Here is a 21,110-nt window from a genome sequence, read left to right on the forward strand (position 1 = left end):
ACGATTGACACAATCCGAAACTGCGTTGGCATGGTAGTGGATCCTCCATCTATGCTGGCGTGACGGGCAATTCAGTTGCGGCGAAGGACGCCGCAGTCGATCGCCATCCTGGTTTCGAAATTTCGCATTCACCACGCAAGGAGTAGCGGACGTGCGACTATTAGTACTTTCGGCCTTAACATTGGCCACGACCACCTTCACCGTTCTCGCCTCAACCGCCGCGACCGCCCAAGATACGGGCCACCGAATTGCCGTGGTCGACGTTGCTTACATCTTCAAAAACAACGAGGGTATCAAAGCCCAAGTGAAGCAGGTCGAAGACAGCCTCAAAAGTTTTGACGAAGAACTGCAGGCTAAACGCAACGAACTGAAGTCGGCCGCTGAGAAGCTCAAGACGTTCCAGCCAGGCTCCGCGGACTATATCTCGCAGGAAGAGGCAGTCGCCTCGATGGAGTCGAAACTCCGCCTCGAAATGGCTCGTAAGCGCAAAGAACTCGCCGATCGCGAGGCGAAGATCTACTTCGACAACTACCAAATCATTGCCGCGGGCGTCAAAACGCTAGCCGAGTACCACAAAGTGAATCTTGTGCTTCGTTACAACAGCGAAGAGATGAACCTCGAGCAAGGTGAGTCGGTGATTCGTGGCGTCATGAAGAACATCGTCTATCACGACGAAGCCATTGATATGACCAACGGCACGATGGCTTACTTGGACCGCGCACTGAAGGTCGCGACCAATCCAGCTCCCGAGCGTCAGTAGTTCCTCGACGGTGCTTCCGCTCGCGAGTTTGCGAGCGATGCAACGCGGGTAAGCGGCAAAGGCATGATGCCGATGCCGTGTCCGGCAGTCGACGCCGGACGATGTATCCCAATCGGTTCGCTCAACAATGTGTTGGTCGAGTCAACCAGGAATCAGGGTGCCGCACGCCGTGCGAACACCCTCAAGACGAGGCAAGGAGGCCCGCGTCATGATCGGATATCGAAACGAACACACGATCGCAGCCCCCTGTGAAGTCACGGGCCGCGGGTATTGGAGCGGACAGGAAGTCCGGCTTCGTTTTCAGCCTGCACCCGCTGGGACGGGCATTGTGTTTGTACGCAGTGATCTTAGCGGCACGCCTCAGTGCCCGGCGCGAATCGAATATGCCGATAGTATTCAGTTTCGTACCAACCTGGAAAGTGGCGCCGCGCGATTCAGTATGGTCGAGCACGTCATGGCCGCGCTCGCTGGGTTGGAAGTTGATAACTGCTATGTCGAATCGGACGCTGAGGAAATGCCTGGGCTCGACGGTAGCAGTCAAGCCTATGTTGTCGCCATTGAGTCAGCTGGCCTGGTGATTCAAGGGGCACCGAAGCGGCAATGTGTCATTGAACGGCCCATGACGATTCAGCTCGGTGAAGCAACGATCGAAGTCATCCCGAACCAAAACGGGGTCGCATCCTACGGATACCAGTTGGCATACGAACAGGTCAGCGAGATTCGAGACCAGAGCTTCGAATTCGAACTTAACCCCCGGCAATTTGTACGGCAGGTGGCCTCCGCTCGCACCTTCGTCACGCTCGATCAAGCGGAACAGCTTCGCTCGTCGGGCGTTGCCCAGCACGTCTCCAACCAAGAACTGCTCGTCATCGGCCCTCAGGGGCCAGTCGAGAACCGGTATCGATTTGGCAACGAGTGCGCCCGTCACAAGACACTCGACATGGTCGGTGATCTTGCGCTGGTCGGAGTGGATTTCGTGGGCCAGTTTCGGTCCGACCGCGGAGGGCACCGTCTCAACGGAATGCTCGCCAATCATCTCTCGCAGATGATCGACGAGGAGAAACCGTCGAGTGATTCGGCGATGAAAAGCTCAAACGGCCATCGTGTCGACAAAGCAGCCTGAACCGAACCCTGCCGCACTGCCTATCTCATTCAACTTAGATAATCTCTCTTGAACTCTCACTTCTTCCTCTCCGAAGGATCTTCCCGATGAGTGTCGTGATCGCTCCCACCGCCGTAGTCGATCCCAAAGCAAAGTTGGGAAAAGATGTTCGTGTCGGACACTTCTGCGTCATCGGACCGGATGTCACGATCGGCGATCGCTGTCGCATTGAGGACCACGTTAGCATCACGGGTCTGACGCGGATCGGTAATGACAATCAGGTCTTCTCGCACTGCTCTATCGGATCGCATCCTCAGGACGTGAGCTACCGATCCGCTCCCACACGGGTGGAGATTGGCGATGGGAACGTCTTTCGCGAACAGGTCACCATCAATCGCGCGAGCGAGAAAGAGGATGGGATTACGCGAGTTGGTAATCAGAACTATCTGATGACAGGCACCCATATCGCGCACGATTGTTCGATCGGAAACCGCATTGTTCTTGCCAATAACTGCATGATTGGTGGGCACGCTCATATTCACGATGACGTCACGATCGCCGGCGGTGCTGGGATTCATCAATTTGTATCGATCGGAACCTTGGCGTTCGTCGGTGCCATGAGCCGGATTCTGCAGGACGTTCCCCCATACGTGATCATCGAGGGCTACGACGCCAAGCCCCGCTGTATCAATACGGTCGGCTTGAAACGCCATGACTACACGTCGGAGGATATCGCGGTGTTGACACAAGCATTCCGATTGCTGTACCGGCAACGCATTGGTATTGAGCCATCACGCGTTGAGATGTTCAAGACAGGTCCCATTCGGCCAGTCCTCCGGCACCTCTTCGATTGTTTAGAAACCACCAGTGGTGGTCGGGCCGGACGTGGCCGGGACCGCCGAAAGAAAGCAGCATGAGCCGTGAACTACGTGTCGCCGTCATCGGCGGCGGACACCTTGGACGAATCCACGCCAAACTCCTTGCTCAGGTTGACGGAGCTCGGCTCGTTGCGATCTGCGATCCCGACCTCGACGCCGGGCAAACAATCGCGTCGGCGCGCTCCACCGATGACTGCCCGGTCACGGCCTATGCGGACTACCGCGACTGCGTGGAATCCATCGATGCTGCGATCATTGCTGCGCCAACCCATTATCACGCTCAAATTTCTACGACGCTGCTCAAAGCGGGCAAGCATCTGTTCGTTGAAAAACCGCTTAGCCATGATGCCGATGATGCACGCCGGCTAGCAATGCTCGCGTCGACGAGACGCCTTGTCTTGCAGGTCGGCCACGTCGAGCGATTCAACCCAGCCTTCACTGCGCTGAATGACTTTGGCGTCGATGTCAAGTATGTCGAGGCCACACGCGCATCTCGATTTCCCGGCCGTTGTCTTGACGTCGGTGTCGTCATGGACCTCATGATCCATGACCTCGATCTGATTCTGTCCTTGACCAACGCACCGGTCCGGTCGATCGCCGCCAGCGGTCTGTCGGTGGTCTCGGATCACGAGGACATCGCCGAGGCGCGCATTGAGTTTCAATGCGGGCTCGTCGCAAACGTGAAGGCGTCTCGAATCAGTCCGTTACCAGCTCGGGACATGGTTCTGTATAGTCCTGCTGGGTTTGCACAAATTGACTTTGGTAAACCAGCCTTGACCACAGTGCGTTCGAGCGATTCTTTGTCACGCCGCGAGTTCGCGCTCGATGCTGAGACGGAAAATCCGCTGAAGTACGCTGATACACTGTTCGACGAGCACCTGCAGTGCGCCGTCGAGGAACTCGAGCCTCGCAATGCGATTCTCGACGAGCTGCATGATTTCGTGATCAGCGTGCAGTGCGGCGGCGTACCTGTCGTCGATGGTGCGGCCGGTGCTCGGGCCGTCGCTGTTGCCGAATCCGTCCTCAATGTGATCGAGGAACGAGCCTGGTACGCGTTCCCGAATTCCCGCGAAGTAGGGGCCTCAGCGTTCCCTCGCCGCAGAATCGAGCAAGACCACGGCGCCCGCCGAGCGGCTTAAGCAGGACAGACAAAGCCCACGACTTCTTAGCCGGGCGGGTAGAGTAATCGTCTCACCACTACCCGCTCGACTCTGCGCGACGCGTCCTCAAGGGAAATCGATCACTTCCCTGCCGGCACGCGTCAAAATTGCTGTGAGCAGCTCGGGGTCGATGTTTTCGGTGAAGAACTTCACCGCCCCATCCCCCATCAGAACATAAAAACCGCCGCGTTCTGCGCTGCCAAGGTGATCGAGTGGATTGTCCAGATCGATCTCGAGGTCTTCCGGCTTCGACCACACCACTGCCTGCTCAGGATTGACCTGTAGAACCAACGCAGTGTTACTCAAGCCATCAAGAATGTCGCGGAACGCGGTTTTCTCCAGGGGACGCATCCCGATTTCATCGCCCACGACTGCTTGAATGATCGTTTCGCTGGCGGCTAGATTCACATTCGGCGAGTCGTAGAAGACAGGCATCTCCTTTGCGAGCGGCAGGTTGTGTTCGCTGTCCCACGGTTCGTCGAGGTGGAACTTCTGGTACAGCGCCTGCTCCTCGATGAACGGCAGGATTGCTACCCGCCAGCTCAACAGTGGCTTGCCCTCCTTGTCCGTAATGGCAGATGGTGGCAAGCGATTGTAGGCCGAGTGATAGTTGTGAAGCGCCAGACCAACTTGTTTGAGGTTGTTTGACGTGCCCATCCGACGGGCTGCGGTCCGAGCTGCTTGAACCGCAGGCAGCAGGAGTCCGACCAACACGCCCGTTGTCGCAATACTCGCCTGGGACTCGGTTTCGATCGAGACTTCGTCTGCGTCGAGGTGCGGCTGCAGTGCCTCGGTAATCATGTCCGCCATCCGGTTGGCGTACTCGTTCGTTGCCTCGCGCATCGCATCGGATTCACCTGATCCGGCCAGACTGCGATTGATCTCAGCAATCCCCAGCGTTCGTGCCGCCGCAATCGAATCGATCAAGATGGACTGGATCCGCTGCGCCGCAACCTCATCGGTGCCGACGAGTGCCACGCGGAGACTGCCGACATCGTCGCGCAGATCCATCTGCACTTTGATCGCCTCGGTGAGGCCAGGGATCTGTGTGAGTGCCTGCAAATCTGGCGCGAGATTGCCCGCACTCTGCGCCGCCACCTGACTGACCATGGGACGAACTTGATCCAACAGAACTGCGATCTTCACGCCTGAATCGGCAGCCATCGATTGCAGAAGCGTAGGCAGTTTTCCCGTGCCGTTCTCCGCGTCAAGCATTTTTTGCAGCATGTTGGCGGTGCCGTAGAAGATTGTTTCCTCATCGACTCTCGCGATCACTGCCCCGGGGGGGCCCTCGACGGGATAGCACTCGTGAGAGTCGATCTGCACGGTTTCGTCACGGGCATGCACGCCCTCTCGGATCAAGGCAAAGTCCACGTCACCGGTGACTTGGATGATCGCTCCCACTGCCGGTTGCATCGTCGCGGGATCGAGCGATACGACGACTTTGATCTCTCCGATATCGTACGGATCGATGCCAAATTGCTCCTTCATTTGAACGCGCATGATCTCGATAGGAAACATCTCCAACATCGAGCTTTGCAGCCATTCAGTGGGCGAGACGATCGCGGCTGCCATCGCATCGTCGGGGATGTACCGGGTGGCTGCGGTTGGTTGCAAATCGGCAGGGCCATCGGCTGCTGTTGCCTGGCCGCCAACGCCACCGGGCAACAAGCATGTCAGCCACAATCCAACCAGCAATGGGAGCATCGAGGTTCGTAAACGCGTCATCATCTGATCCGTCGAAGTTAGGAACTGAATAGAAAAGAGGAGCGGGGAATCCGAGCCCCCCTGTGAGATGCAGTTTAGCAAATCCGCAGGCGTCCGTTGGCGAACCGCTTCTCATTGACTGGCACCCGCTATGGAATCACAGTCGTAGCACAGCACGAGTCATGGGTCGGCTACCATGGTGGCATCCAGCTCGCATCGATGCATCTCACCAAGGAAAAACCATGCCCATTTCACGCCGCCAGTTCTGTTCCACGATCGGAGCAGGCCTTGCTCTGGCCAACCACACCTTGATTGCCGCGGATTCGCAAAGTCCGCCGCTGCGGGTCATCGCGTACAACATCTTCGGCCTCAGGGGCTGGCCCCATGATCGACCACGCGCTCAACAAGCCGTCACTCAACGCCAGATGGCGCGGCGACTGGCCATGGAACTCGCCCTGCATCAGCCGGACATCGTCAACTTCTCGGAATCACCGCGGGAGGAATTGACGAAGGAAGTTGCTGAGATCCTGGGGATGAATCATGTTCGATTCCCCAGCGGCGGTAATTGGCCCGGCACGTTGCTGAGCAAAACGCAAGTGAACGAGTCACAGAACGTCCCTGTCCAAGGCGGGCGGCCCAAGGAACTGTTCACTCGGCACTGGGGGAGGGCCACCATCACCTTGCCGGGAGAGGAGAACCTGATCGTACATTCGGCCCACCTCTACCCGACCAGGGAGCCTACGGTTCGCCTGAAGGAAATTCGTGCGATGATCGAATCGATGAAACCCGACATCGATGCCGGCCGGTCGATGCTCTTGATCGGTGATCTCAATCACGGGCCCGATACCGAGGAGTACCGGCTCTGGATGGACGCCGGTTGGGTTGATACTTTCTCGGCTGCCGGCGAAGGCGATGGACTCACGTTCCTAGCGGACGTACCCGATCGACGGATCGATTACATCATGGCCTGTGGCCCCATCGCAGATCGAGTGCTCGAATCGAAGCCGCTGTTCGAAGGGAATTTCCGGCTGAACGTCGACGACGCCACGTCGTTTGCCTTGAGCGACCACCTGCCGCAGGCGGCTGTGTTTGCAGGAAAATAGGATTTCGCTCGCCGACGACTTGCTTATTTCGACGCGAATGAATCGAGTTTCTGTCGTGGCGAACAAATTGCGCTGTTAGCGCCAAGTAATCTTGGCTTGCTGGCTTTCCGTATTGACCCAAACGCGAGCGTGCTCAAATTCACGGGTGAACTCCCACCCGTCCGGGGTCGTTCGCTGGTACGATCCCTCGGGAGCTCCCAGCGGCTTGTGCAACTCGGGGAAGTCATGCAGTGCCCCGGATGACAGAGTCCAACCCCACCCATATTGAAAATAGGAGTACGGTTGCGCACCTATCAGGTAACAAGCGAGATAAAACTCCAGTCGGTCTTTCGCCAATGTGGCCAGCGTTTCAGTTCGATCGCGATTTCCACCTCGCTGATCGTCCTTCTCAGCCATGCTGCGGTCGGCTTCGACTCCGATCCGAAAAATCGACATCTTCCCAGCTTTCGCGATCCGCAGCATGTCGTTCCAGTCTCGCAGCAGAGCCTCTTTGCTTAGCAGGTCAGCTTTGTAGTGCTCAAACATGATGGCATCCACTGCCGGGAAAACGTCCTTGGCACTCTTCTGATGAACGTTGTTGCCAAGCAGAATCTTGTCGGGGCCCAATCTCTTCTTGAGCGCGGCCATCATGTCACCCATGGCCTTTTCAACCTCTTCGCGTCTGTCTTGGCGAAGCCAAACGAAGCCATGCATCTGGTCGATGAAAGCCCCATCACAACCGGACTCAGCGACACCCTTGGCGACGGTGTCTACCCACCATTTGCGCAGATCAGGGTTGAGTACGTCGAAGAAGAAGACATTGCGGCGATGGGCCAGTTCACCAGTCTCGGGGTCAACGATGAGAAACGACTTCAGTTCCGGGTGGTCGTCGATTTTGCTGCGCCGAAACATTTGGTTGTATGAGGTGAACGGCCAAGCATAAGCCGAGTTGAAATAGAACAGCACCTTCATCTCGGGCTTGATCTTTTTAAAGGCGGCAGCCTCGTGCTTGGCCCCCAGCTCGGCGAAGCCGAGTTGCCTAGATCCATGTGATTTCTCGATACAGAGAAAGTCTGTCTTCGCGGCGATCGACTTGACTTCACCGGGCTGCAAAACTCGCCTCGTATCGCCAAACATGAAGTACTGCGGCGTCACGTCCCAACTGAACTTGGGGAAAAAATCTTTCTTCTCAAAACGACTGCCATCGCTGATGGTCAATGGGGACGGGGTATCTTCGTCCTGCGCCACAAGTGCGGGAGGCAGGCAAAGAAACATCCAGGATGCCAAGGCAAACGCATATTTTGTGTATCTGTTCTTCATAGCAAATCCTCAATTGAGTCGGCTTAAAACACCACTGAGTTCCCCTCGCCCAGATTCTATTCTTTCCACCCTCGCTTCGATACAACCCACGGATACACCGTAGGTGGACTGTTCAATCCCCAGGAGTATCCCGTCAGGGATGATAGAAAATAGCCGGCGGTTTGAGCGCAAGCGAACACCACCGGATACGTCTTCAACGCCTTCGGCGTAGCCAGACTTGCGGGGCTCAACAGCTCGTCGCCTCCTGTTGATTACCCACAAGTTTGCTCCCCCGTGTGCTTGTCACACGGGAAGCGACGTTTTTAAACTAGAAAATCGCGGCATCGACACCCGTTCCCCTGTCAGCTTGTCTGACAGGAAACCAAGTCGATCAACTTTGCTGTCATGCGGGGCAAGCCCGCATGGGAGCGGGGTGAATGCTCCATCGTTATCTAATCACAAAACGGTGATTCCTGTCAGACAAGCTGACAGGGGATCTGGTTTTGTGGGTAATGACCAGCTCGTCGCCTCGTCCACTGCGACAGAAATTGATCACGCGTTGATTAGTGCCCGTGCGCTACCTCAGCAAAGTCACCCGAGTATGGTGTGCCGTCGATCACGCCCGTGATCGTGCCAGCGTACTCTTGCACGACACCGAGCTTCTCGTGGTTACCGACAAACCGGGACGCAGATCCCTCCGGGTCCCCTTCCTGGGGAACCGCTGAGAGGGTGACCTGCATCTCGGGATCGGTGATGCTCAATTGAATCTCCTCGGCTGCAATCGGCGTCGGCGTTTTCTCATCGCCGCCAAGCACATAGACGGTACCTTCCTGCTCGTCATGATCGACAGTGAATTCGACATGATATTTTCCGCCGCCCCAATCTGCTATCGTTCCATCATGGGGTCCGGCGCCGTGAGCATGGCCTTCCACGCTATGGTCGTGGCCTTCCTCGCCATCGGCGTGTTCGTGCCCGTGATCATCAGAGGACGCGGTTGCGGAGGACTCAGAGCCTGCCGTTGACGTATCATTCTTCCCTTGGCAGCCAATCAAGCCAACCAAACATACGACGCTCATCAGTGCGAAAAACGGTTGTAATCTCTTCATCAAACTTCTCCATCGAAACGTGTGTGTGGCACAGACCACCGTGGCCTGCAACCATTGCATCCACTCAATTGGCAAGCAGGCTTTCCTCTCCGAGGTCTGCCTGTTGCGCTAATCTCGCAGCATCCTTGCCGCTGAATCTCAAAAATAGTCCAGGGTGAATCAGGAATTCGCAGAACGTGGAGGTTGCCAATCCCCCGAGAATGACGGTCGCGACCGGATAGAGGATCTCGCGTCCCGGTTCCTGGCCACCAAGGACTAGGGGAATCAATCCGATACCCGCCGTGAGTGCCGTCATCAGCACAGGAGCCAATCGCTCGAGGCTGCCGCGCAAAATCATTGCTTCGCTGAACTCCTCGCCCTCCTCTTTCATCAAGTGAAAGTAGTGCGTGACCAGCAGGATGCCATTGCGAACAGCGATACCACCGAGCGAAATAAATCCGACCAGGCTCGCCACGGTCAGTGTTTGCTCCGTGATGACCAATGCCATCACACCACCAATGAACGCGGTCGGCAGCGCATTGAGGATTTGTAGCACCACTCGCACGGACGGAAACAGCAAAAGCAATACGACGAACATACCGAGGATCGAGACGCCAGCCAGAACGATGATCAGTTGAGTTGCCCGTTGCTGGCTCTCAAACTGCCCGCCATACTCGATGAAATATCCGACCGGCATTGGTACTTGGTTGCCAACTCGTTGTTTGATATCGCCCACCACCCCAGCAAGGTCACGGCCTTCGGTGTTGCAACGAATCACGATCCGTCGCCGCGCGTTCTCGCGGTTGATCGAGTTCGGTCCCGTGCCCTCACCGACGTCGGCGAGTTCGCGAAGTTCAATCTGCCCGCGTTCGGTCTCACCATCCCGGTCGGGCAGGTCAATTCGAAGCCGGCCTAAATTGGCGTAGTCCGTTCGATATTCCTCTTCGAGTCGGACGAGCAAGTCGAATCGCCGCTGGCCCTCGAGTACCTGCGAGACGACTTCCCCCTGCAATGCCGTCTGCAAGACATCTGCAACGTACTGGCGAGTCAATCCGTAGAACGCCAAGTCATCTGCTCGCAACTTGATATGCAGTTCAGAGGTTTCCCGGATCGGCTCGACGATCGGCGGCGTGATCCCGTCGATGGTCTGGATCGTCGTCTTGACTTGCTCGGCGACTCGCTGCAGCGTATCGAGATCGTCACCATAGATCTTGATCGCAATCTGCGCATAGACGCCCGAGACCATATGGCTGATCAGGTGCGCGAGTGGCTGTTCGACTTCAATGTCAACGCCCGGTGCCTCGTCGCTGATTTTTTCGCGGAGCTCGGCCAGAATTTCTTCCCGCTGTGTTTGCGATTCTGGATTCATGCTCAATATGTATTCACCGACATTGACAGGTGAGGCATGCTCGTCCATCTCGGCTCGACCCGTGCGGCGGACGAAATGCAAGATTTCACCGCCCGGACGGTCGTCGGTTTTCTGCATCGACTGGAACACCGAGTCGATCGCTCTAGAAACCCGGTTCGATGCGTCGAGCGACGACCCGGGCGGCAATGTCACATTGACCTGGATGCTACCTTCGTCGAACGGAGGAAGGAAATTCCTACCGAGATGCGACATTTGCCAGCCTGCGATCCCGACCGTGAGCCAAGTCAACACCAACAGCGTCCGAGGTATCGCCATGCTCAGGCGAATCCAATAGGTAGCGATCCGCTTCAAGCCGTGCAGCAGGAAGCCATCGCCCTCGCGGTGAGTGGCTCCGGATTGCGGCAACAGGTAGTACGACAACACCGGCGTGAGCGTCATCGAAACGACGAACGATGCTAGGATCGACGTGATGTAGGCAAAACCAAGCGGCGTGAATAATCGACCCTCTACCCCAGATAGAGCGAACAGCGGTAAGAACGATAGGATAACGACCGCCGTCCCGAACACGATCGAACTGCGAATCTCTTTGCTGGCACTGAACACGATCCGGATCGCGGCTTGCTGGTCGGAGATCGGTAGTTTGTTGTTTTCTTTCAGTCGCCGGAAAATGTTTTCAACATCGACGATCGCATCGTCGACCAACTCGCCCATCGCGACCGCGATGCCCCCAAGCGTCATGACATTAATCGAAAGCTCGCTACCGCTGAGGAATCCGATCAAGCGAAAAGCGAGCGTTGTCAAGACGAGCGACATTGGAATCGCAGTCAAGGTGATAAACGTCGTGCGAAAGTTCAATAGAAACAGGAATAGCACAACGATGACGAGGGCCGCACCAATCACCAGTGCCTCGGCGACGTTGAAGATGCCACGGTCGATGAAGTTCTTCAATCGGAACAGCTCCGAGTTGACGACGATATCGGCGGGTAGCGACGCTTCGACCTCAGCGAAAGCGGCAGCCACGTCGTCGGTCAGCTGGCGGGTGTCAATGTGCGGTTGCTTGACGGTCGTGAATACGATCCCAGGGTGACCATCGACGCTGCCGTCGCCGCGTTTGAACTGCGCCCCCTCGGCGACCCGGGCGACCTGTTCGAGCAGCACGGAGCGTTTCGGGTGATTGCCAATGGGAATTTTCTTGAGATCCTCGACAACGATCCTGGCCGACGGACCCAGTCGTCCGAGCACACGGATCGGTCGTTCCGTCTCGCCCGTCACCGCGAACCCACCACTCGTATTGAGATTGCTCGCTCGCAAAGCCTGCTCGACATCCTGGAGCGTGACGTCGTACTCCAAGAGCGCGGTGGGATCGATCAGAATCTGATACTGCTTGCGGTCGCCGCCCTGCATAAACACTTCTGCGACTCCGGTCGTCTTCAGCAGATGGGGGCGAATCACCCAATCGGCGACGGTGCGAAGCTCGAGTTGTCGTTTCGCATCCGTGTCAAATCTCGCCTCGTAGAATTTGCCTTCGATATCAAGGGTCACCGTTCCGGCGGGGCTTTCGTGCGATGAAAGATCGGTCCCCGGATCGTCCGTCCAGTGAATCGATTGGGCCTCAATTTTCCTCCAGGTCGAGACGTCGTGACGGTCGGCGGGCTGCCACACGTGAAAGCTCTGCCCGTCATCGCCGATCACCCTTTCCGCCATCATCGCCGTGCTGCCGACCTGGGCGAGGCGGCCGCCGCTGGGGCCGTCTTGGCGATAGATGCCCGCGACCACGATCTGGCCCATGATCGAGGAAGGCGGCGTCATCTGTGGGCGGATCCCCTCAGGCAGAATTCCCTCGAGCGTCGTCAATCGCTCCTGAACGGTCTGCCTCGCCGAGCGGATTTCAGTGCTCCAGCCAAACTCGATGTAGATGACGTTCAAACCCGCCGTTGATTGACTGCGGACCGCCCGCACACCGCTGGCACCCATCAGGGCAATCTCGATCGGCTGCGTGACGAGCGTTTCCACCTCTTCCGTTGCCAAACCCGGCGCCTCCGTGATGATGACAACACGGGGCCGATCCAGGTCCGGAAACACGTCTATCGACATCTGGGTCGCCAAATACGATCCATACACCAGCACCATGAGACTGACGAAGATGACCAGCATCCGGTAACGAAGCGAAAAACGTATGATGGAATCAAGCATGGAACCGTGTCGATGGAAGGATGCCAATGGACTGGGGAGAAGCCCGGTCAACCGGGCAAGGCGCATGGGTCGGCGATCAATGGGCAGCGTGAACGGTGCCGTCAGGGTGGACGTGCACACCGGGCTGCTCGCCGCTGGCGGTCTGTGCCTTGAGGACTCGGTTCAATGACGCCGCCGCACTCTGTGCCAAGTAGGTCCCCGGCTGAATGCTCCCGTCGTCGGCGATCACGACGGACTGACGATCTTCGTAGAGGACGTGAACCGCAATCTGTTTGAACAGGTCGCCGTTCTGGCGAAAGACGTATGCCTCTGGGCCCTCGCGAACCACCGCTGAGGCGGGAACAACGAATACGTCTTCATACTTCTCGACCGGCACATGCAGCCGGGTTCGTTGGCCAGGACGGAATCGCCAGACAAGAAACGACTCCCCTTGCGTGCCATAGACACGAGATTGATTGGCGAGCGGGATGAAGAAATCAAACGTTCGACTCTCCGTATCGATGGAGTTTGAAAGGTGACGAATTTCAAACTTCTGGTCAAACTCAGGCCAATGCCCCTCACTGTCTTCGGCAAACTCGATGTCAACCGGTCGACGTTCCTGCGCCGCCTTTTCTAAGAACGGTGCCTCGCGTTTGAAAGCATGACCAATGACATACAACGAGTGATGGTTCGACAATTTCGCCAGCAACTGTCCGGCCTGGACTTGCTGTCCAAGCTCGACAGACAGCTCCTGAACCTCGTACGCGATTTCGCTCGTTGATGCTACGTCTTCTGGCGAGTTTGCCTGAGGCACCGTACGTTCGCCGGAAACGTTCATCTCCCTGACCGGAGGGGCCACTACCTCCACCGTCGAAATGAACGTACCACTCTCGATCTGGGCAACTTGATCGGGGCTGAGCCCGCGAGTGAGCAGCTCCTGTTTGGCGGACTGAATCAGTGTGCTCTGCCGACTGATGTCACTCCTCAGATTGATCATTCGGCTTTTGGATACCGCACCGACCGAAGCCAATTGTGAGATCCGCTCGATCTCCGCTTGAATGATCTCGGTTTCCTGAGTCGCTTTGTACAACTGCGTCTGCGTCGACTGCAGGTACTCGCTGAACAATCGCAGTGTGAACAGCGACTTGCCCGGTCGTAGCGTGTCGCCTGGGAACGCATGGATCTCCGTCACGACCCCGACCGCCGGCGAAGTGATCCCGCGGTCAGAGAGTCCCGGTCGATCCGCAATCTCGCCCGGGATCAAAACGCTGCGCCAGTAGTCTTGTTTCCGAACAGGCTTGGAAACCAGCCCCAAGTTCTTTCGTGCTTGCGAGCTGATTTCCAGGATCGTTTGCTTTTCGTCCGGCGAACTGGTCGTGTCGGCTGCTCGATCGGCGGAGACTTCATCAATACTGAATACACGATCGCGGAGATACCAGATCGCAGCGATACCGCCAACCACCACCGCGGAACCGATGAGTAATTGGAGTGCTTTTAGAGGACGACTCATCTCGATTTCAATTCTTCACAAAGGGACGCTGGCCGGGGTAGACCACGGGGGTGCGCGCACGAACCTGCCGAGACAGATTGACACACTGCTAGGGAAACACGAGTATTCACCGCAGAAAGTGCATGACCAATGGCTGCACCTGCGGTGAAGAGCGTCCGCTATAGCCTGAGAGAGGCTGTGAGAAGATAGATCGCTAGCCCAGCGTACCGGTCCGGCGGATCGCTGCACCGAAATGCCAGCCGGGAAGCGCCAACCAACGGTACCGCAAGCGGTGTCCAGAAGAGCGGCGCCGATTCATCCTGCGAAGCTGCAAAGGTACGGCTTGACGTCCATTCGCAATCCGATACATACACCGCATCGGCGTCATGGTCGATGGGAACCGACAATGCGGCCGGTGATGCGGTGCTCGAATGCTCCGCATCACTCCGGTCGTCCGCATGACGGTGATCGCAGTCGCAGCTACCGTGATCGTGGTGATGATGCCCAGAGAGGTGGAAATGCGGGCGAAGTGCGTGGCCGCTGGGTTCCCCGACGCCGGTTCCCAAATGCGAATGACCCCCAGCGAACGCAACTAGCGCCGTAGGCCCCAGCAGGAACATGGGAATCAGCAGTAGTGAAACAAGTCGGTTCATCGACATCGTCGTCGCGAGGAATTCGAGAGCGTCACGATCGAGTCTACTCTGCGGGGTTGCTCGTGCATAGAGCGAGTTACGACGCACTTTGACGATCGAAACACCAGATACAAGCGGTAGCGCCGATCGGCAGAAGCAACTCACCGAGCATTTTTTCGGTGGTGCTCGCTGCGTTCAAACCACCGGCTATTTTCACAGCGCTGATGCGCAATGATCCCTTCTCACGTGAACGCTTCTGTCGCCTTCTGCCGACAGATCGGCGGCACGAAACAATCGTCGCTTCGTAGCGTAGGAACACGAATGGAACCGAGCCGAAACGAAATTATTTGGTGGGTTCCAAGATGATTCGACGGTATGCCGACAGGTTGTGTGTGCCGTCGTCGGTAACCTCGCAAATGACGTGAATGGTCTTCCCCGCGGAGCCCGACGGAATCTCAACGGTGGCGATTGCCGACTGGCTATTTGAAATCGGAACATCCTGGTTCAACGTGCCGGATGCGGGCGATACCCACCAGCGGAATGTGAGTCGATCGCCGTCGGGGTCTGACGAGTTTGACGCGTCGAGCGTGACCTGGGACCCTTGCTGGGCTTTCCTGGTTAGAATTTCGCGTGTCTTATTTTCACCAATGGCAACAATGGGATTTCGATTTCCGGTTCCCCCTGCGGCCCAATCCATCCTCGCGGCAAAGTTGTTGAAGGTGGCCGGGTAAAGGTGATTCTCCAGCGTTTGGCAGGTTGTCTTACTTTCACCGGAGTGATTGGTGAAGCAACGGGTTTCACCGTCCGCACTAACGCCCCACGATGAATAGCCGCCCCAGCCTCCGTGGGTCGGAATATTGGGGTCGCTCAACCCGTTTGGGATCAGATGTAGAAATGCGGGCGTATCGCCTTCGACACCATACTTGTATTTCGGATAGACCTTGCCAAGGTTGCCATGCCCCTGAATATGAGTTGCATATTGATCCCAGTTCTTCTTGCCGGCGCCATTGTGGAACTTCCAAGCGCATTCATCCCAGATAAAAAACAGATCTTTCTCAAACTCACGTCGCAGCCATTGATGTGAACTGTCCGCATAGGGAGTCTTCTGGTCACGGTCTTGATCGGTGATCGTGTACACGCGGATCTTCTGCAGGAAGGTCTTCAGTTCTGCGGCGCTGCGATCCTGCTGCACCCGCCATATCGCTTGAGCCAGCGTGTTGCCTCCGCCCCAGGCGGTGACCCACAACGGCCGATCATCGCTTTCGTCCACCAACTTGATGATCAGTTCGCTGCCTGGAGAGTCGTTGCCCTCACCCACATGTTCGGCCCCGCGTTTCTTGCTGCCCGTCAGGGTGCGCGTACGTAGGTACTCTGGGCTCGGCCAGTAACCGATCCTCTGCTGCGATTCGTCTTGCTCGTGCTCCGTCTGGCTCGATCGTTTTCGCAGGTTCGGCAGATCGCTTTCGTATGCGTCGACTGCATCGTGGATCAAATCCATGAAGTCATCACGCGTTTCATCGAGGCTCCATCCAGTGGTGAAAACCAGTCCTTCGATCTCGAGTAGGTCCGCATGAGCCATGAGTCGCACCAACGATTCACTGTCGTCGGTTTCCCAGGTCGAAACATCGGTCAATACCACGATGCGAGGCTTCAGTGGCTCTGCGGCAGCGGTAGCCGAAATAGCGATGGTGCATAGCAACATGATTTTTATCATTCGACTCAGTCTGTTCATCATGGATTCCACTTCTTCGAATAGGTTGGGACGTTTTCTTCTCGTACCATTGTATTCTTAGCTCCACAGCAACGCTGCATGTTACTCGTGTATTACGTAGGGAAGCCTGAGTTCGTTGAAACAAGCTGACAACTCGCTCCTTGAACTTCCAGGTCCGCCCTGTCGATGACGCTGGGATGTTCCGCCTCTCGTCGAGATTCCAGCCCAAGATTTTTCTCATCGGACTACTCGTCTCATCGGACTGCATCGCCAAGTTCAGATCGCCCAGATTCCATTCGGCGAATTTCTAATCGCCTAACTTCAATCGGTAATGCGTCGTGCCGTCTTCGCCGACTAGTCGAATGTCGGCGATTGCGATCTTGCCCTGGCCTCGCGACGGATCAATCCGGACGGCCAGCAATGGGCTCTTCGTTGTGAAGCCAACGGCATACTCATGCTGGTTGCCGTCGTGCTCGACAGCGACGAACCGGCTACGTTTGGCGTTGAAAGGACCGGAATCCTGCGTCTGCCAGAAGACCTGACCCTCACCGCTTGAATCCGAGGTCATCGTGACGTGTAACGTGAATGATGTTCCAGCGATTGGCCTGGGCAGGCGATGGGCGAGATAAGGATCCCTGCCCGTGCTAGTGACCAGCAGCGTACTCTCGGGGGCTGATAGTGTGCACGTAACACCAGGTTGCCAGCCCGCGACTCGTTTGCCGGCAGCCTTCGGTCTCGTTTTTCTCGGATTGTTCGCACCACCCTTCAGCGTCGCCTTGCCTTCCAGAGTCAGGTCGTATTTCGAGGGATCAAAGTTTGGATTCGGCAACGGGCGAACAGCCTGAGCGTCGACGAGGTGTTGCTCGATCAGACTGTCGAGTTGCTCGACACGCTCCGGGAACTTGTCAGCGAGATTGTTCTGTTCGCCGATATCCGTTTCGAGATTGAATAGTTTGTAACGGTGCTTTCCATTCTTGCCACCGTGGAAAATGCGGATGAGTTTCCAGTCTCCTCGGTGAACGCTGACCGATGGCGGCAGCCAATCGGGGACACCAGGGGCGTGCGGGAAGTAGGTGAAAATGGCTTTGTGATCGAGTGACTTGCCATGCAAGGCCGGCACGATACTGCTCCCATCAAAAACCTGATCCGGCTGAGCATCGATCGAAAGTATCTCCAGTAGCGTCGGATAGAAGTCAGCGCTTTGAATGATTTCGCTACTTTCGGAACCGGGCTCGATCGAGCCCGTTTGCACGAAGATCGCTGGGCCGCGCACCCCTCCTTCATACATCGTCGCCTTGCCACCACGTAGCGGCGCGTTGCTAGTTGCGGTCGTGCCGTCGACCGCATTGTACATGTTCCCGCCGTTGTCTGACGCGAAGAGGATGATCGTGTTGTCCGCGATTTCCAACCGGTCGAGCGTATCAAGCAGAGTCCCGACGGCATCGTCCATGCTCTCGATCATTGCAGCGTAGGTGGGGCTCCGCTGCGGGTCACCCGGGTCGACGTGCTTTCGATACTCGGCGATTCGTTTTTCTTTGGCATCAAACGGAGCATGAACGCTGAACATCCAGTAGTTGAGGAAGAATGGCTCGTCGTTGTGCTTTTCCATGAACGCGACCGCTTCTTTCGCCATCCGGTCTTCGATGTGTTCGTCCGGGATATGCGGGTCATGATCGAAGTCTTTGAACTTCCACGGAGCGACGTAACTGCCCGCCGGCCCAGGGCCGGGATGGTGTGGCACATCGACATCGAAACCATGTTCGAGCGGCGAATATGGCTCTGGACCGAGGTGCCATTTCCCAAAGTGCCCGGTCGCGTAACCGTTGTCTTTGAACATCTCGGCCAGCGTGTAGTACCGGGTGTTTAGTCGCGAGACACTCTCGGGAAGCGTCGCAAATCGGTTTGACGGGCCGCTCGTCGCTGGAACAGCTTCCAGGATCACCTTCGGCAAATGGCACGTCGGCGCCGTGATTCCGTGACGCGCCGGACTGAGCCCGGTGAGCACACTCGCTCGCGTTGGCGAACACAAAGGACTCGACGAATATGCTCGCGAGAAAGTCATTCCGCGCGCCGCCAGACGTTCGATATTGGGCGTCTTGTAGAACTTCGTCGTGCCGAACAAAGTGGTATCACTCCAGCCGAGGTCGTCGGCCAGAATGAGAACTACGTTCGGCTTCGGCGCTGTGGTTTGTGCCATCACGTTGCCGCTACTTGTCACGAGTAACAGTAGCGGACAGAAAGTGGCGGTCAAAAGACCTGGTCGTAAGAGTGTATTCATGATGGCGGCCTATGATAACGCAAGCCAATCACGTCGGTCTGCAGTTGGCGGCAAATTTTATCACCGCGAGGTGCTCGGCAACGGTGTCCTTGATTTCATCCGGTCGCTGTTCGGTTTGTCGATTCAATCGACGTTGGCCCCGCGATGGTGAGCCGAGGGCCGGAAAGGCCAATGCCATCTACTTTCGACCGCGAAGCGGTCTTGGTAACCCGACGCGTCAGCGAGGATCACTTGTTCGCCACGTGAAAAACTGCATCTTCCTCGCTGACGCGTCGGGTTACCATCGTGATGATGCCCCGAACGGGGGCAACATAGATGGCATAGGCTGTAAGGCCCCGGGTAACGCCACTCACCCACCCGGCCGCTTACACGTCTCGGTTCAATGAATCGACAGCCCGTGTTGCACCGGCCGATGGTCCGGTCACGTCTTTTTTACCGGGCGATGCAAGATACGGGGCCGTGCAGCAGAAGCGTGATCCCGCTGCTCGCCGAGAATTCTCGGTAGAGCAGCCGTTGGTTTACGGTCTGCCGGCGGCCAGCAGCTTGACCTGCAACCCATCGCCGAGCACCGCAAAGGCGAGCTTGCGAAAAGTTACCTGCTCGCCGCTCTCAAGTCGCTTGCGGTAAGCGAAGACTCGGTTGAGGTCGCCCCGAAAGAGCTGGAACTTGGGCGTGTCGACTTGCTCGAAGCCCTGGTCCAGCAGATCGCCGCGTCGGTTGGAGAAATGATCCTTGCTGAGCGTCATCACGTAGAGGTCGCCTGGCGTGACACATTCGAGGGTGTAACCCTCGATGCTGGTTCGGAGGAATTTGCGTCCAAGAAGAATCTTGGGGGCCTCGATGAGCGTGTAGTCACGATCGCTGAACAGTTTCGCGCCGAGAGCCATCTTCGCCGGTGGCATCGGCGGGATTGGTTTTCGGGTGAGACCTTGCTGAGACGCAAAGACGCCGACGTCTTCCAGCTTTCCGAACATGATGCGATCCGTCGAGCCGCCATGATCGCTCTGTGAAACGGAAAGCCAGATGGCCCCGTCATGTTCGTGAAATGTGGGGTACTGGAAGGACTCCGGCGTCTCGAACCGATACTTGCGTTCCCAGGTTACGCAATCGCGGGAGATGTCCACATTGAAGACGCTGCGCCTGCATCCATTGATGCGCGTGTTCTCCTGCCAGCCGAGGTAATAGACGCCATCGAACTTGTCGAAGGTCGGCTTGGAATTGAGCCCTTTCTTTACAAACGGCATTTCTTTGGCCACGCTCCACTGCACGCCGTTTGAACTCGTTGTGAAGTGGTAGTTGCCACCATCGTTTCGACAAATTGCCATCCACGTGCCATCGGGAAGACGGTTGACGGCGGCCTCGCTGAGCTGCTGCGACTGTGGTTCGTTGAAATGACCGATCACTTCGACGGTATCTCGATCCTCATTCAGCACCGCGAGAGCGTTCTGCTTGCCAGGCCAGTTGTTGATCGCTACGTAGGTCTTGCCTGCGAACTCTTTGAACGAATCGAACAGGTACAGACCGAATGCTTTCGCTGGCTTCGAAAAGCCCTGCGCCTCAGCATCGGCGTGAAAGTACTGGGGCTGCATATCGAACACCCCGGCGGCAGTCTTCAGCTTCATCTTGTGGATGTCGCCTTCAAAAGCCCCCGACCGCAGATCAAAATCCCGGTACCAGGTCTGAGCCTCGCGTCGGCTTCCGTTCTCGCTGGCGAAATAACAGCGCAACGTCTGATCATCGAGTTTCAGGATCCGCGGCACGAAGCAGGCGCCGGCGGGAAGCGTCACGTTTTCAAAAACCTGTTCCGTTTTCGCGAACGCTATCGTCTCTTCAACTTCCAGTGACGTCAGATTCACGATGGAAAGGACACAATACATCCGCTGGCCCGCACTGTGTCCTGGCTGCACATCGTTGTCGTGCTCTACGATGTAGGCGTGGTCCCCCACGCAGACGAACTCGGCATCGTGAGCCCCTTGGACCTGCGGAGCCGATACACGGACGAGCCCGTTGATCACCTGATCACCAGCGAGAGCGGCATCCCATCGAGCTGGAATGAGCGGCGGCGATTTAGCGACGGCACTGACGTCTTTCTCGGCACATACTCCGAACGTCGGAGCAAATAGCAATGCCAACAATATGACGACGCTGGCAGGACTGATCGTGTTCTTCATGCGTATTTCTCAGGTTTTCTATTTTCAAAACGTCGCTTCGGCGTGTAACGAGCGCACGAGGGAGCAAACCGATGGGGAAAGAACAGCACCGTCGCACCCGGCGACAAGATGATGTGACGGAGGACCTGCCCGTCAGCAAGCTACCTGAAAATGGCTCGAACTGCCCGAAAACAGCTCATGCAGTGCCGGTGAGGATAGCAGACCGTCGGACTCGG

14 protein-coding genes are annotated in these 21,110 nt (G+C 56.9%); 6 read left to right on the plus strand and 8 right to left on the minus strand.

What is annotated here, in order from left to right:
* The first annotated feature begins 151 nt into the window (after window positions 1-151).
* The 4 genes from CA85_RS11210 (at window position 152) to CA85_RS11225 (ending at window position 3,879) form a co-directional block, all read left to right on the plus strand.
* Complete coding sequence (locus tag CA85_RS11210; protein WP_146391390.1) at window positions 152-760, plus strand: OmpH family outer membrane protein; 609 nt, start codon at window positions 152-154, stop codon at window positions 758-760.
* Between the two features lie 208 nt (window positions 761-968).
* Window positions 969-1,883, plus strand: a complete 915-nt coding sequence (lpxC, locus tag CA85_RS11215) for a UDP-3-O-acyl-N-acetylglucosamine deacetylase (RefSeq protein WP_146391391.1) — start codon at window positions 969-971, stop codon at window positions 1,881-1,883.
* An 86-nt stretch (window positions 1,884-1,969) separates the two neighbouring features.
* Entirely contained in the window at window positions 1,970-2,779 is an 810-nt protein-coding gene (gene lpxA, locus CA85_RS11220; RefSeq protein ID WP_146391392.1) for an acyl-ACP--UDP-N-acetylglucosamine O-acyltransferase, read from the plus strand.
* Complete coding sequence (locus tag CA85_RS11225) at window positions 2,776-3,879, plus strand: Gfo/Idh/MocA family protein (protein WP_146391393.1); 1,104 nt, start codon at window positions 2,776-2,778, stop codon at window positions 3,877-3,879. Before lpxA ends, CA85_RS11225 begins: the two co-directional genes overlap by 4 nt.
* A gap of 87 nt (window positions 3,880-3,966) precedes the next feature.
* Here CA85_RS11225 and CA85_RS11230 read toward each other — a convergent pair whose 3' ends face one another.
* Window positions 3,967-5,607, minus strand: a complete 1,641-nt coding sequence (locus CA85_RS11230) for a DUF1559 domain-containing protein (RefSeq protein WP_246112693.1) — start codon at window positions 5,605-5,607, stop codon at window positions 3,967-3,969.
* A gap of 242 nt (window positions 5,608-5,849) precedes the next feature.
* On the opposite strand from CA85_RS11230, the gene CA85_RS11235 reads away from it, so the two are divergent.
* Complete coding sequence (locus CA85_RS11235) at window positions 5,850-6,710, plus strand: endonuclease/exonuclease/phosphatase family protein (protein ID WP_146391395.1); 861 nt, start codon at window positions 5,850-5,852, stop codon at window positions 6,708-6,710.
* Window positions 6,711-6,785: 75 nt separating this feature from the next.
* Here the strand turns inward: CA85_RS11235 and CA85_RS11240 are convergent, their stop codons facing one another.
* The 4 genes from CA85_RS11240 to CA85_RS11255 all read right to left on the minus strand — a co-directional run bounded on the left by CA85_RS11240 (window position 6,786) and on the right by CA85_RS11255 (window position 14,124).
* Window positions 6,786-8,009, minus strand: coding sequence for a putative glycoside hydrolase (locus CA85_RS11240; protein ID WP_146391396.1), 1,224 nt, complete (start codon window positions 8,007-8,009; stop codon window positions 6,786-6,788).
* 542 nt (window positions 8,010-8,551) lie between these two features.
* Window positions 8,552-9,094, minus strand: coding sequence for a C40 family peptidase (locus CA85_RS11245; RefSeq protein ID WP_146391397.1), 543 nt, complete (start codon window positions 9,092-9,094; stop codon window positions 8,552-8,554).
* Window positions 9,095-9,158: 64 nt separating this feature from the next.
* The gene (locus CA85_RS11250) at window positions 9,159-12,635 is read right to left on the minus strand and encodes an efflux RND transporter permease subunit (RefSeq protein ID WP_146391398.1); all 3,477 of its coding nucleotides are present in this window, start codon (window positions 12,633-12,635) and stop codon (window positions 9,159-9,161) included.
* 76 nt (window positions 12,636-12,711) lie between these two features.
* Entirely contained in the window at window positions 12,712-14,124 is a 1,413-nt protein-coding gene (locus CA85_RS11255; protein WP_146391399.1) for an efflux RND transporter periplasmic adaptor subunit, read from the minus strand.
* Between the two features lie 410 nt (window positions 14,125-14,534).
* Here CA85_RS11255 and CA85_RS24870 point away from each other — a divergent pair, with 410 nt between their 5' ends.
* Window positions 14,535-14,699 (plus strand): hypothetical protein, encoded by a 165-nt coding sequence (locus tag CA85_RS24870; RefSeq protein ID WP_186774874.1) that lies wholly within the window; start codon window positions 14,535-14,537, stop codon window positions 14,697-14,699.
* Between the two features lie 379 nt (window positions 14,700-15,078).
* Here CA85_RS24870 and CA85_RS11260 read toward each other — a convergent pair whose 3' ends face one another.
* The 3 genes from CA85_RS11260 to CA85_RS11270 form a co-directional block, all read right to left on the minus strand.
* The gene (locus CA85_RS11260) at window positions 15,079-16,437 is read right to left on the minus strand and encodes a DUF1593 domain-containing protein (RefSeq protein ID WP_222435430.1); all 1,359 of its coding nucleotides are present in this window, start codon (window positions 16,435-16,437) and stop codon (window positions 15,079-15,081) included.
* Window positions 16,438-16,753: 316 nt separating this feature from the next.
* On the minus strand, window positions 16,754-18,724 hold the full coding sequence (locus tag CA85_RS11265) for a sulfatase (RefSeq protein ID WP_146391400.1): 1,971 nt from the start codon (window positions 18,722-18,724) through the stop codon (window positions 16,754-16,756).
* A 518-nt stretch (window positions 18,725-19,242) separates the two neighbouring features.
* Complete coding sequence (locus CA85_RS11270; protein WP_146391401.1) at window positions 19,243-20,895, minus strand: sialidase family protein; 1,653 nt, start codon at window positions 20,893-20,895, stop codon at window positions 19,243-19,245.
* Window positions 20,896-21,110 lie beyond the last annotated feature (215 nt).

It is taken from the genome of Allorhodopirellula solitaria (genome assembly GCF_007859855.1).
GTDB lineage: Bacteria > Planctomycetota > Planctomycetia > Pirellulales > Pirellulaceae > Rhodopirellula > Rhodopirellula solitaria.

What these genes read in the sequence shown, in the direction of transcription:
- lpxC (WP_146391391.1), top strand. Translation starts at nt 969, where the DNA reads ATGATCGGATATCGAAACGAACACACGATCGCAGCCCCCTGTGAAGTC.
- lpxA (WP_146391392.1), top strand. Translation starts at nt 1,970, where the DNA reads ATGAGTGTCGTGATCGCTCCCACCGCCGTAGTCGATCCCAAAGCAAAG.
- CA85_RS11225 (WP_146391393.1), top strand. Translation starts at nt 2,776, where the DNA reads ATGAGCCGTGAACTACGTGTCGCCGTCATCGGCGGCGGACACCTTGGA.
- CA85_RS11230 (WP_246112693.1), bottom strand. Translation starts at nt 5,607, where the DNA reads ATGCTCCCATTGCTGGTTGGATTGTGGCTGACATGCTTGTTGCCCGGT.
- CA85_RS11235 (WP_146391395.1), top strand. Translation starts at nt 5,850, where the DNA reads ATGCCCATTTCACGCCGCCAGTTCTGTTCCACGATCGGAGCAGGCCTT.
- CA85_RS11240 (WP_146391396.1), bottom strand. Translation starts at nt 8,009, where the DNA reads ATGAAGAACAGATACACAAAATATGCGTTTGCCTTGGCATCCTGGATG.
- CA85_RS11245 (WP_146391397.1), bottom strand. Translation starts at nt 9,094, where the DNA reads ATGAAGAGATTACAACCGTTTTTCGCACTGATGAGCGTCGTATGTTTG.
- CA85_RS11250 (WP_146391398.1), bottom strand. Translation starts at nt 12,635, where the DNA reads ATGCTTGATTCCATCATACGTTTTTCGCTTCGTTACCGGATGCTGGTC.
- CA85_RS11255 (WP_146391399.1), bottom strand. Translation starts at nt 14,124, where the DNA reads ATGAGTCGTCCTCTAAAAGCACTCCAATTACTCATCGGTTCCGCGGTG.
- CA85_RS24870 (WP_186774874.1), top strand. Translation starts at nt 14,535, where the DNA reads ATGCTCCGCATCACTCCGGTCGTCCGCATGACGGTGATCGCAGTCGCA.
- CA85_RS11260 (WP_222435430.1), bottom strand. Translation starts at nt 16,437, where the DNA reads ATGTTGCTATGCACCATCGCTATTTCGGCTACCGCTGCCGCAGAGCCA.
- CA85_RS11265 (WP_146391400.1), bottom strand. Translation starts at nt 18,724, where the DNA reads ATGAATACACTCTTACGACCAGGTCTTTTGACCGCCACTTTCTGTCCG.
- CA85_RS11270 (WP_146391401.1), bottom strand. Translation starts at nt 20,895, where the DNA reads ATGAAGAACACGATCAGTCCTGCCAGCGTCGTCATATTGTTGGCATTG.